The following is a 12,057-nucleotide window of genomic DNA, read 5'->3' on the forward strand; positions in this document are numbered from 1 at the left end:
GCCTAGGGTGCGGCCCATGACGGAATTGGTGATCTTCGACTGTGACGGCGTCCTCGTGGACAGCGAGCGCATCTACTGCCGGGTGGACCGAGAGGTCTTCGCACTCCTCGGAGCGGAGTTCACCGAGGCCGAGGTCGTCGATCGGTTCGTCGGCTCGTCGACCGAGATGCTCACGGCGATCCTCGAGGAGCGTCTCGGACGCCCCCTGGAGCCGGACTGGCACCGCGCCTACAAGCACCTGTACGACGAGGCCCTGGACGCGGAACTGACGGTGGTCGACGGCGTGACGGACGTACTCGACGCGCTGAACGTGCCCTTCTGCCTGGCGTCGAACGGCAGCCACGCCTCGATCCGCAGGAACCTGACGCGGGTGGGCCTGCTGGACCGTTTCGAGGGCCGGATCTTCAGCGCGCGCGACGTCCCGCGTGGCAAGCCCGCCCCTGATCTCTTCCTCCACGCGGCGGCCTCCATGGGCGTCCCGCCGGAGCGCTGCGCGGTGGTCGAGGACAGCCCGTACGGAGTCCAGGCCGCCCGCGCCGCGGGGATGCGGGCCTTCGGCTACTGCGGGGGTCTGACCCGGGCGGACCGGCTGACGGGCGCGGAGACGGTGGTCTTCGACGACATGCGCGAGCTGCCGGGGCTGCTCGGGGTGCCTGTGGTGTGAGGGCGGGGGGGCGTTCCCCGGCGCCGTGACACCGGACGAGCGGCTAGTCGATGGGGAACAGGCCGGTGTCGATCACGAGGTCGAAGGGGGCGGGAAGGTGCAGGTCCTCGCCGAATTCGACGGAGGCCAGCACGCGGTACAGGCTGTTCTTCGGCTCCCCGTAGAGCGTTGCCGTGGCCTTGCCCGAGTGCCAGCGGTCCACGAGCAGATAGAGCGGGACGCCTGCGGTGGCATAGCCGTGCAGCTTGTGGATCCGATCGTGGTTCGCGTTGTTCCGGGACGTCACCTCGACCACGAGACGGGACTCCCCTGCCGCCACGTGACCGCTGGCGTTCCGGGGCGCGGATTTGGGAATGACCGCGATGTCAGGCACGTACAGGCCGAGTCGCTCGGGGATGGTGACACTGACGGACTGGTAGACGCCCCAGTCCCGGGGGATGACGGAGTAGAGCAGTCGCTGTACCTCGTCGACGGTGTCGCTGTGCTCCCACGACGGGGTAGGCGCCACGGTGATGATCCCCCTGATGATCTCCACCCGGCAGCCCTCAGGGGTGCCCGTCTCCTCCCGGATCCGGACAAGCTCGTCCCAGCCCTCGCCCACAGAGGGCTCGGGCTCGACGGCGAGTGCGCTCATGGTGTGCTCCTCGATCGGTCGTCACCGATCCCAGCATGCCGAACGGGACCGGTGGAGGTCCACCGGTCCCGTTCACCCGAAAGTGCCCTCGGCACATGCCGATAGCGATCAAATGATCAGGCGATGCGGTCCAGGACGATCGGGTTCGGGGTGAACGCCGTGCCCTCCGGGGCGATGTCCCACGCGCCGTCCAGCGACTTCAGGGCGTAGTCGAACTTCTCCGGGGTGTCCGTGTGCAGGGTCACCAGCGGCTGGCCCGCCGTGACCGTGTCGCCCGGCTTGGCGTGGAGCTCGACGCCGGCGCCGGCCTGGACCGGGTCCTCCTTGCGGGCGCGGCCGGCACCGAGACGCCAGGCCGCGATGCCGATGTCGTACGCGTCGAGGCGGGTGAGGACACCCGAGGACGGAGCCGTGACGACCTGCTTCTCACGGGCCACCGGAAGGGCCGCGTCCGGGTCGCCGCCCTGGGCCGCGATCATGCGACGCCAGACGTCCATCGCCGAGCCGTCCGCCAGCGCCTTCGCCGGGTCCGCGTCCCTGATCCCGGCCGCGTCGAGCATCTCGCGGGCCAGCGCGATCGTCAGCTCGACGACGTCCGCCGGGCCGCCGCCCGCCAGGACCTCGACGGACTCGCGGATCTCCAGGGCGTTGCCGGCCGTGAGGCCGAGCGGGGTGGACATGTCGGTGAGCAGGGCGACCGTCTTCACGCCGCTGTCCGTACCGAGGCCGACCATCGTGTGGGCCAGCTCCTGCGCGTCCGCGAGGTTCTTCATGAAGGCGCCGGTGCCGACCTTGACGTCCAGGACGAGCGAACCGGTGCCCTCGGCGATCTTCTTCGACATGATCGAGGAGGCGATCAGCGGGATCGCCTCGACCGTGCCCGTCACGTCACGCAGGGCGTAGAGCTTCTTGTCGGCGGGGGCGAGCCCGTCGCCCGCCGCGCAGATGACCGCGCCGGTCGTGTCGAGGACGTGCAGCATCTCCTCGTTGGAGAGCAGCGCGCGCCAGCCCGGAATGGCCTCCAGCTTGTCGAGCGTGCCACCGGTGTGACCGAGGCCCCGGCCCGACAGCTGCGGCACGGCCGCGCCGCAGGCGGCGACGAGCGGGGCGAGCGGAAGAGTGATCTTGTCGCCGACGCCACCGGTGGAGTGCTTGTCGGAGGTCGGGCGGGAGAGGGACGAGAAGTCCATGCGCTCGCCGCTGGCGATCATCGCCGCGGTCCAGCGCGCGATCTCGCCACGGTTCATGCCGTTGAGCAGGATCGCCATGGCCAGGGCCGACATCTGCTCGTCCGCGACCTCGCCGCGGGTGTAGGCGTCGATGACCCAGTCGATCTGCTCGGGGCTCAGCTCACCCTTGTCCCGCTTGGTGCGGATGACGGAGATGACGTCCATGTGTGGTGCCTCTTTCTACGCGCATAGAGGGGGAAAGGAGGAGCGGCCCTCCCATCGTGCCGGAAGGGCCGCTCCGAGGTCCTACTTGGCGAGGTGGCCGGGGCCGAACGCCTGCGGCAGCATCTCCGCCAGCGTCAGGAGCCCCTCCGGGGTCTCCAGCACGAGCTCGGGGCCGCCGAACTCGTACAGCAGCTGCCGGCACCGTCCGCACGGCACCAGCGGGCCGCCCAGGCCGTCCACGCAGACGAAGTGGGTCAGCCGGCCGCCGCCGGTCGCCTGGAGCTGCGAGACGAGCCCGCACTCCGCGCACAGCCCGAGGCCGTACGAGGCGTTCTCCACGTTGCAGCCGGAGACCACCCGCCCGTCGTCGACGAGCGCGGCGGCGCCGACCGGGTAGCCCGAGTACGGGGCGTACGCCCGGGACATGGCATCCCGCGCGACCTCCCGGAGGGCCTCCCAGTCCGGCACCTGGGCGCTGGACGTCACTTGCCCTCGCCCTTGCGGTAGCGCATGCCGTCCGCCTTGGGCATCCGCAGACGCTGCGCCGACAGCGACAGCACCAGCAGCGTGACCACGTACGGCGTGGCGCTGACGAACTCGACCGGGACCGTCTCCGTGCCCAGGTACCAGATGAACACGCCGACACCGATGACGATGGCGATCGAGGAGGTGATCCAGCGCTTCTTGTACGCCTTCCAGGCCGCGATCGCGACGAGGACGGCGAACAGCAGCAGGAGCAGCGCGTGCACGGACTCGCCGCCGCTGCGCAGCTGGAGAGCGTCGGCGAAGCCGAACAGGCCCGCGCCCATGGCCAGGCCGCCCGGCCGCCAGTTGCCGAAGATCATCGCCGCGAGGCCGATGTAGCCGCGGCCACCGGTCTGGCCCTCGTTGTAGATGTGCGAGGTGACCAGCGACAGGAACGCGCCACCGAGACCGGCGAGACCGCCGGAGACGATCACGGCGATGTACTTGTACTTGTAGACGTTGACGCCGAGGGACTCGGCGGCGATCGGGTTCTCACCGCAGGAGCGCAGGCGCAGACCGAACGCGGTCTTCCACAGCACGAAGAACGTACCGATCACCAGCAGCACGGCGATGATCGTGACCACCGAGACGTTGGTGACGAGGCCGCCGAGGATGCCGGCGATGTCCGAGATCAGGAACCAGTGGTGCTTCTCGATGTCGGCCAGCCAGTCGGACAGACCGGGGATCGTGACCGAGGTGATCTCCTCGGCCGGCGGGGACTGCTTCGGGCTGCCGCCCTTGGCCGCGGCCTCGCCGCTGTTGAACCACAGCTTGGCGAAGTAGGTGGTGAAACCGACCGCCAGGATGTTGATCGCGATACCGGAGATGATGTGGTCGACACCGAAGGTGACGGTGGCGACCGCGTGCAGCAGACCGCCGAGCATGCCGCCCACGATGCCGGCGAGGATGCCGAGCCAGGGGCTGGTCTGCCAGCCGGCCCAGGCACCGAAGAAGGTGCCGAGGATCATCATGCCCTCGAGGCCGATGTTGACCACGCCCGCACGCTCGGCCCACAGGCCACCGAGACCGGCGAGACCGATCGGCACGGCGAGCGAGAGCGCGGCGCCGACCTGGCCGGCCGAGGTGAGGTCCTGCGCGCCGGTGATGGCCCGGACGGCGGAGAGGGCGATGAGCCCGCCCGCGACGATCAGCAGGATCCAGGGGAGCGAGAGGCGGGTGCGGCCGCCCTTGCCGCCGGCCGCCTTGGGCGCGGCGGGCGGCGGGGTGGAAGTCGCCGTGGCGGTCACGCCGACACCTCCGTCGTGTTGTTGGAACGGGCCTGGGCCGCGAGCTTCTCGCCGACCTGACGCTGCTGGCGCTTGACGCCGTAGCGGCGGACGACCTCGTAGGCGATGACGACGCAGAGGACGATGACGCCCTGCATGACGCCGACGATCTCCCGGTCGTAGTCCTCGAACTCCAGCTGCTGGCCGCCGCGCTCCAGGAAGCCCCAGAGGATCGCGGCGAGCGCGATGCCGATCGGGTGGTTGCGGCCGAGGAGGGCGATGGCGATACCGGTGAAACCGATGCCGACGGGGAAGTCGCCGCCGAACTCGTACGAGTCGTTGAGCAGGGTCGGCATACCGATCAGACCGGCCATGGCGCCGGAGATCAGCATGGAGGTGACGACCATCTTCTTCACGTTGACACCGCTGGCCGCGGCGGCCGTGTCGGACTGGCCGACGGTGCGCAGGTCGAAGCCGAAGCGGGTGCGGGAGAGCGTGAACCAGTAGGCGACGCCCGCGATGGCCGCGACGACGACGAAGCCGTAGATCGGGGTCGGCGTGGTCGGGAACTCGAAGAAGCGCGAGGACTCCGGCAGCGGGGTCGTGGCGACCTTGGTGCCGGCCGCGTCCAGGTGGCCGAGGCGGCCGGGCTGGAGCAGGTAGCCGATGATCGCGGTCGCGATGAAGTTCAGCATGATCGTCGAGACGACCTCGCTGACGCCCCGCGTGGTCTTCAGGACACCGGCGATGCCCGCCCACATGGCGCCGACGATCATCGCGGTGATGATGATCAGCGGGATCTGGACGATGCCCGGCAGGGTCAGCGCCCCACCGACGGCGGCGGCGAAGAAGGCCGCGAGACGGTACTGGCCGTCGACGCCGATGTTGAACAGGTTCATGCGGAAGCCGATGGCCACCGCGATGCCCGCCAGGTAGTACGTCGTCGCCTTGTTGATGATGTAGACCTGGCTGTCCGACTTGATGCCGTAGTCGAACATGATGCCGAAGGCGCTGAACGGCTCCTTGCCGGTGGCCGCGAGCACCAGGGCGGTGATCAGGAAGGCGGCGACGATCGCGAGCAGCGGTGCCGCGATGCCGAGGAGCAGCCGCTCCTTGTCGAACTTCTTCATCGGGCCTCGTCCTCCGGGCCGTCGGTGCCCTCAGGGCTCTCAGGGTGCTCAAGGTGGCCGGCGGCGGCGCCGGTCATGGCCGAGCCCAACTCCTCCGGGGTGATGGTCGCCGGGTCGGCGTCCGCGACGAGCCGGCCGCGGTACATCACGCGCAGGGTGTCGGAGAGGCCGATCAGCTCGTCCAGGTCGGCGGAGATCAGCAGGACCGCCAGGCCCTCGCGGCGAGCCGCACGGATCTGGTCCCAGATCTGTGCCTGCGCGCCGACGTCCACACCCCGGGTGGGGTGCGCGGCGATCAGCAGCTTGGGGTCGTGGCTCATCTCGCGGCCGACGATCAGCTTCTGCTGGTTTCCGCCGGAGAGGGAGGCCGCGGTGACCTCGATGCCGGGGGTACGGACGTCGTACTCGCGGACGATCCGCTCGGTGTCCTTGCGGGCGGCCTTGAGGTCGAGGATGGCGCCCTTGGAGTTGGGCTTCTCGGTGACGTGGCCGAGGATGCGGTTCTCCCAGAGGGGGGCCTCCAGGAGCAGACCGTGCCGATGGCGGTCCTCGGGGATGCAGCCGATGCCGTCCTCGCGACGCTTGCGCGTCGGAGCGGCGGAGATGTCCGCGCCGTCGAGGGTCACGACACCCCGGTCGGCGTTGCGCATGCCCATGATCGTGTCGACGAGCTCGGACTGGCCGTTGCCCTCGACGCCGGCGATGCCGAGCACCTCGCCCTTGTGGATGGTGAAGGTGATGCCGCCGAGGACCGCACGGACCACGCCGTCGGGGTCGACGGCGCTCAGCGACAGGTCCTGGACCGTCAGCATCGGCACGTCCGTGACCGTCGACTCGCGGGTCTCCGGCGAGGGCAGCTCGGCGCCGACCATCAGCTCGGCGAGCTGCTTGGTGGTGGTGTGCTTCGGGTCGGCGGTGCCGACCGTGGTGCCGCGCCGGATGACGGTGATCTCGTCGGCGACCGACAGGACCTCGCCCAGCTTGTGCGAGATGAAGATGACCGTCAGGCCCTCGGCCTTGAGCTCGCGCAGGTTGTCGAAGAGCGCGTCGACCTCCTGCGGGACGAGCACGGCGGTCGGCTCGTCGAGAATCAGGGTGCGGGCGCCGCGGTAGAGGACCTTGAGGATCTCCACGCGCTGACGGTCGGCCACACCGAGGTCCTCCATGAGGGCGTTCGGGCGGACGCCGAGGCCGTACGCGTCGGAGATCTCCTTGATCCTGGCGCGGGCCTTGTCGCCGATGCCGTACAGCTTCTCGGAGCCGAGGACGACGTTCTCGAGGACGGTGAGGTTGTCCGCGAGCATGAAGTGCTGGTGCACCATGCCGACACCGCGGGCGATGGCGTCTCCGGGGTTGTGGAACGTCACCAGCTCGCCGTCGACCGTGATGGTGCCCTCGTCCGGCTTCTGCATGCCGTAGAGGATCTTCATCAGGGTCGACTTGCCCGCGCCGTTCTCGCCCACGAGGGCGTGCACGGTGCCGCGGCGCACGGTGATGTCGATGTCGTGGTTGGCCACGACTCCCGGGAAACGCTTGGTGATGCCGCGGAGTTCTACGGCGTTGGGACTGCTGGGGCTGGAGGCTTTGATGACGCACTCTCCTAGGCAGGGAGCGTGAGGAGGGGAAGAGGCCGGTGCGCAGGCGCTGTCGGTGGCGAAAAATACCCTGTACGGCGCACGCTACGCGCGTAGCATTTGGAAAATCGTTCAACTGCCCGCGGGCAGACGTGTGAAGGGGGCCCGGAGTGTCGGCCGAAGCCACACTCCGGGCCCCCTCCGACGTACGTCAGAGGGTCGTGTTGACCTTGATCTGACCGTCGATGATCTTCTTCTTGGCCTCGTCCAGCTTGGCCTGGATGTCGGCGAGGTGGCCACCGGTGGTGGTCAGCGAGACACCGTTCTCGGCCAGCGAGTAGACGTGCGTGCCGGTCGCCGGCTTACCGTCCTGGACGGACTTGATGAGCTCGAAGACACCGGTGTCGACGTTCTTGACCATCGAGGTCAGGATCGAGCCGGCGTACTTGGACAGGGCCGGGTCCTTGGCCTGGTCCGAGTCGACACCGATCGCCCAGGTGCCCGGCTTGGCGGCGACGGCCTCGATGGCACCGGCACCCGAGCCGCCCGCGGCGGCGTAGATGACGTCGATGCCCTTGTCGAGCATGCCCTTGGCGGCGGCCTTGCCCTTGTCCGGGGCGCCGAAGCCGGAGAAGTCCGTACCGGTGGACAGGTACTGGATCGTGACCGAGGCGTCCGGGTTGGTGTCCTTGACGCCCTGCTGGAAGCCGGCGGCGAACTTCTTGATCAGCGGGGTGTCGACACCACCGATGAAGCCGATCTTGCCGTCCTTGGACTTGAGGGCGGCCGCGACACCGGCGAGGTAGGAGCCCTGCTCCTCGGTGAAGACGATCGAGTCGACGTTCTTCACGTCGGAGACCGAGTCGACCAGACCGAAGGTGGTCTTCGGGAACTTCGCGGCGACCTGGTCGATGGCGTCCTTGTAGGCGAAGCCGACACCGATGACGGGGTTGAAGCCACCCTCGGCGAGGGACGTGAGGCGCTGCTCGCGGTCGGCCGGGGTCTCACCGGTCTTGGCGGTGAGCTCCTTGGTCTCGACACCGAGGTCGGCCTTGGCCTTGTCGAGGCCACGGGCGGCGGAGTCGTTGAACGAGTTGTCGCCACGGCCGCCGACGTCGTAGGCCATGCCGACCTTGATGGTGCCCGAGTCGGAACCGGACTCGGTGGACGACTCACCACAAGCGGTGGCGGTGAGAGCGAGGGCCGCGGTCACTGCGGACGCGGAAACGATCTTGGATACCCGGCGCAAGAGGAGGGTCCCTTCGAGACTGACCGAAAGCGCCTCTTCCGGCGCTGGTTTCGCGTGGATCGTAACGCGCGTAGATGTCAGTTAAAGACCCGTTCATGAGTCGTTATCGGATCGTCGCGAACGAGCCAAGGGAACGATCGGGACCGGCCGCGTCGGCACGACCGGTTATACACCTCGGGACGTCACGCGGAGCGGTGGTATCGCGACACTCCGCGCCGAGTTGGTCCGAACGGCGGAGGGGGCGCGGGCACCCCCTCCCTCCGCCGTCAGCGCTTCGGGGTTCCGTCGATCAGGGCGGCGGCCGTGAAGAGCTCGACGCCCACCGCGATGGCCCGCTCGTCCACGTCGAAGTCGCCCGCGTGGAGGTCACGGCGTGTCGTGTCGCCCGGAATGCGGGTGCCGAGGCGCGCCATGGCGCCCGGGACGTGCTCCAGGTACCAGGAGAAGTCCTCGCCGCCGAGGCTCTGCTCGGTGTCCTCGATCGCATACGGTCCGCGGCGGGCGGTCATCGCGTCACGGAGCAGTTCGGTGATCACCGGGTCGTTGACGACCGGGGGGACGCCTCGGACGTAGTTGATGGTCGACTTGGCCCGATGGAGCGTGGCGATCTCGTCGATCGCCGCGTGCACCAGGTCGGGGGCCTCGCGCCAGCCGGGCAGGTCGAGGCAGCGGACGGTGCCGGAGAGCTCGGCGTGCTGCGGGATGACGTTGCAGGCGTGTCCGGCCTCGATACGGCCCCAGGTGACCGCGAGCCCGGAACGGGCGTCGACCCTGCGTGCCAGCAGGGCCGGGACGTCGGTGGCGATCCGGGCGGCGGCGGTGACCAGGTCGGTGGTGAGGTGCGGGCGGGCCGTGTGGCCGCCGGGGCCGTCGAGGGTGACCTCGAGCCGGTCGCAGGCGGAGGTGATGGGGCCGGGGCGCAGCCCGATCCGGCCGGCGTCCACCTTCGGGTCGCAGTGGACGGCGATGATCCGGCCGACGCCGTCCAGGACGCCGGACTCGATGGTGTCGGCGGCGCCGCCGGGCAGCACCTCCTCGGCGGGCTGGAAGATCAGCCGCACGGCCTGCGGAAGCAGCCCCTGCCGGTCCAGCTCGGCGAGCACGAGCCCCGCGCCGAGGACGGTGGTGGTGTGGACGTCGTGGCCACATGCGTGGGCGCGGTTGGGCACGGTGGAGCGGTACGAGACGGTCTTGACGTCCGGGATGGGCAGCGCGTCGATGTCCGCGCGAATGGCCAGCATGGGACGTCCTCCGTCCCAGGTGCCGATGTCACAGATGAGCCCGGTACCGGTGGCCAGCACCTGAGGCGCGAGTCCGGCCGCCTCCAGGCGGGCCTTGAGCGCAGCGGTGGTACGGAACTCCTGGTTGCCGAGCTCGGGGTGCATGTGCAAGTCCCTGCGGAACACGATCAGTTCGGTGCGCAGGGGTTCGGACAGCGTTCCGGGCAGAGCGACGGAGCCGGGCTCACGGGACTTCAACTGGTTCACCTTTTGAAGGGTAGGCCCCTTCAGAGATCAACTGCCCGTTGATCACGAAAACTTCAGCCCGTTAGGGGAAAGAAAGCGGGTTCACGAGGCATGACAACCACCCCTTGTGGGTAAGCTCATCCGAATTCGAACCGTTCCGCCGTAGGGGTGGCGCGCGCCGTGAGTCGGTCCACCTCGAAGGCCGCCGTGCCCGCGACTCCCGCCAGGAAGCCCTGGGCGCGGGGGGAGACGTTGGCCTTGAGCCACTCCGGGGCGATCTCGCAGACCGCCACCTTCACGCCCGTGCCCGCCAGGGCCAGGGGCAGGGTGTGGACGACCGTCGAGGGGAAGCTGACCACCGTGCGGCCGATCGGGCCGCGTCGGGCGATCAGTTCCAGGGGGAGGTCGGGCCGGACGATCTCCAGGCCGGTCTCCACCGCGATCCGGTGCAGTTTCTCCGCGCTCTCGCGGCGGTGCGCGAAGTAGCGGGTGGCGCCGTGGGTGGCGGCGAGGTCGGTGACGGCCCGTGTGTACTGGTCGGCGTCGACGACTCCCGTCTCGACCAGCGAGGTCCCGACCAGGTCCGAGCCCCGTGTCAGACGGGGCGGGCCGAAGCGGGCCCGGGTCCAGGCGAAGGTGTTCGGGGTGACGGTGGTGCCCGGCGGCGGGTCGACGGGGAGCGAGGTGAAGATCTCGACCTCACGGCGACGCGTCGGGGCCAGTTTGCGCCGGGCCGCGGCGGAGACCGGGGCGAGCACGAGTTCGCGCGGTCCCCGGCTGCTGCCGCGTCGGTGCCAGCGCACCAGCCTCTCGCCACGGGCCAGTTGGGCGGCGTACTCCATGGTGGCGGTTCCGTCGTCGACGACGGTCAGCTGCTTCGGGGCGAAGAGGGTGAGCAGCAGCTGGACGTAGCGGGAGAAGGGGTCCCCGACGATCACCCGCTCCGCCGTCCGCAGCAGCGGGGCGAGGTCCCGCAGCGTACGGGCCAGCGAGCCGCGGCCGTCGCGGGCCTCCTGCCAGCGGACGGTGAACCCGTCGTCGCGGGCCAGCTGGGCCATCCGGCGCAGCTGGCCGCGCGACATGGGGTCGGTCGGCGAGAGGACGACGAGGGTGAGGCCGGCCGCGACCTCCCCACCCCCCGTTGCGGGGGGGGGGTGGGGCGCGCCCGCGCCACAGACCCCCCCCCCCCGCGGGGGGGGGCCCCCCGGGGGGCCCCCGCCCCGCGGCGCGTTCACGCCCCCTTCGGCCCAGTCGGGCCGATCTCTTCGGTGTCTTCGGCCGATTCGGCTCGTCGAGCCGGTCCGATCAGAGGGTCTGCAGCGTCACCAGCGTGATCCGCAGCCCCGCGTTCTCCGCCGGCCCCGTCTCCGTCTCGATCCGCACCCGCTGCCCCGGGCGCAGCAGCAGCAACCCGCCCGCGTCGAAGGCATCGGCCCCGAACTCCACCGGGGTGCCGTCGTCGAGCAGCACACTGCCGCTGCGGGTCTCGGGGTCGTACGTGTACGCGGTCGCCTGCATGGTCCGCAGCCTATCCGGCCGCGTGGAACCGATGGGCCGCCGTCCGCGGGCCGACACCCAGCGCCCACGCGGCCGCCAGATCCTCGCCGGTGTCCACGTCCCGGCGCACGGAATCCACCCCGGTCAGCCGGATTTCCACCGCCCCCGAAGACAAATGCCGCCGGCGCGAAGCGCCCCCGAATGCAGGTGCCAATTCCACTCCCGGACCCGCCGAGAGGAATGTCGTACCGATTTCGGCGGCATCTGCGAGAAATGTCCGAGGGAATTCACCGGCGGCGTCCAGGACCCGGGCCAGTTCGCCGGGGCGCAGCGCCGGCAGGTCCGCGTTGAGCGCCGCCACCCCCGCCTCCGGCCGGGACACCCGTACCGTCCGCGCCCCGTGCGCCAGCGCCGCGTTGAGTCCGGCGGACGGGGAGTCGGGCACGATCCGCGCACCGAGCGCCGCCAGCGCCACCGCGGCCACCGGATCGTCCGTGACGACCGCCACATCCCGCACCCGCCCGCATTCCAGCGCCGCAGCCACCGTGTCCTGCGCGAACGCCAGCGCGAGCCGAGGGCGCAGCAGCGCCCCGGCGGCCGTCGCGAGCCTGCTCTTCGCCCGCGCAAGGGGCTTCAGGGGGACGACCAGGGACCAGCCGCCGTCCGGATCGGTGTTCATCGGGGCCCATTCTGTCCCG

Annotated in this window: 12 protein-coding genes; 1 reads left to right on the forward strand and 11 read right to left on the reverse strand. The window is 70.2% G+C overall.

The features are described from left to right. The first annotated feature begins 16 nt into the window (after window positions 1-16). On the forward strand, window positions 17-664 hold the full coding sequence (locus ACFC0D_RS09410; protein ID WP_376432847.1) for an HAD family hydrolase: 648 nt from the start codon (window positions 17-19) through the stop codon (window positions 662-664). A gap of 43 nt (window positions 665-707) precedes the next feature. Here ACFC0D_RS09410 and ACFC0D_RS09415 read toward each other — a convergent pair whose 3' ends face one another. The 11 genes from ACFC0D_RS09415 to cofC form a co-directional block, all read right to left on the reverse strand. Further along, window positions 708-1,298, reverse strand: a complete 591-nt coding sequence (locus ACFC0D_RS09415; RefSeq protein ID WP_376432849.1) for a Uma2 family endonuclease — start codon at window positions 1,296-1,298, stop codon at window positions 708-710. A 116-nt stretch (window positions 1,299-1,414) separates the two neighbouring features. After that, window positions 1,415-2,692, reverse strand: a complete 1,278-nt coding sequence (locus ACFC0D_RS09420) for a thymidine phosphorylase (RefSeq protein ID WP_376432852.1) — start codon at window positions 2,690-2,692, stop codon at window positions 1,415-1,417. A gap of 81 nt (window positions 2,693-2,773) precedes the next feature. After that, window positions 2,774-3,178: a cytidine deaminase gene (locus ACFC0D_RS09425; RefSeq protein WP_376432854.1), complete on the reverse strand. Its 405-nt coding sequence runs from the start codon at window positions 3,176-3,178 to the stop codon at window positions 2,774-2,776. Continuing rightward, window positions 3,175-4,464, reverse strand: coding sequence for an ABC transporter permease (locus tag ACFC0D_RS09430; RefSeq protein ID WP_376432856.1), 1,290 nt, complete (start codon window positions 4,462-4,464; stop codon window positions 3,175-3,177). Before ACFC0D_RS09430 ends, ACFC0D_RS09425 begins: the two co-directional genes overlap by 4 nt. Then, entirely contained in the window at window positions 4,461-5,573 is a 1,113-nt protein-coding gene (locus ACFC0D_RS09435; RefSeq protein ID WP_376432858.1) for an ABC transporter permease, read from the reverse strand. The genes ACFC0D_RS09430 and ACFC0D_RS09435 overlap by 4 nt, the downstream gene beginning before the upstream one ends. Further along, complete coding sequence (locus ACFC0D_RS09440; RefSeq protein WP_376432921.1) at window positions 5,570-7,162, reverse strand: ABC transporter ATP-binding protein; 1,593 nt, start codon at window positions 7,160-7,162, stop codon at window positions 5,570-5,572. The genes ACFC0D_RS09435 and ACFC0D_RS09440 overlap by 4 nt, the downstream gene beginning before the upstream one ends. Before the next feature lie 196 nt (window positions 7,163-7,358). Next, window positions 7,359-8,396, reverse strand: a complete 1,038-nt coding sequence (locus ACFC0D_RS09445; RefSeq protein ID WP_376432860.1) for a BMP family protein — start codon at window positions 8,394-8,396, stop codon at window positions 7,359-7,361. 266 nt (window positions 8,397-8,662) lie between these two features. Then, complete coding sequence (locus ACFC0D_RS09450; RefSeq protein WP_376432862.1) at window positions 8,663-9,883, reverse strand: M20 family metallopeptidase; 1,221 nt, start codon at window positions 9,881-9,883, stop codon at window positions 8,663-8,665. 116 nt (window positions 9,884-9,999) lie between these two features. Next, entirely contained in the window at window positions 10,000-11,097 is a 1,098-nt protein-coding gene (locus tag ACFC0D_RS09455; protein ID WP_376432864.1) for a hypothetical protein, read from the reverse strand. A 70-nt stretch (window positions 11,098-11,167) separates the two neighbouring features. Continuing rightward, the gene (locus tag ACFC0D_RS09460; protein ID WP_376432866.1) at window positions 11,168-11,380 is read right to left on the reverse strand and encodes a hypothetical protein; all 213 of its coding nucleotides are present in this window, start codon (window positions 11,378-11,380) and stop codon (window positions 11,168-11,170) included. Window positions 11,381-11,390: 10 nt separating this feature from the next. Beyond that, window positions 11,391-12,038, reverse strand: a complete 648-nt coding sequence (gene cofC, locus ACFC0D_RS09465; protein ID WP_376432868.1) for a 2-phospho-L-lactate guanylyltransferase — start codon at window positions 12,036-12,038, stop codon at window positions 11,391-11,393. Between the last annotated feature and the right edge of the window lie 19 nt (window positions 12,039-12,057).

It is taken from the genome of Streptomyces sp. NPDC056222 (assembly GCF_042264065.1).
Lineage (GTDB): Bacteria > Actinomycetota > Actinomycetes > Streptomycetales > Streptomycetaceae > Streptomyces.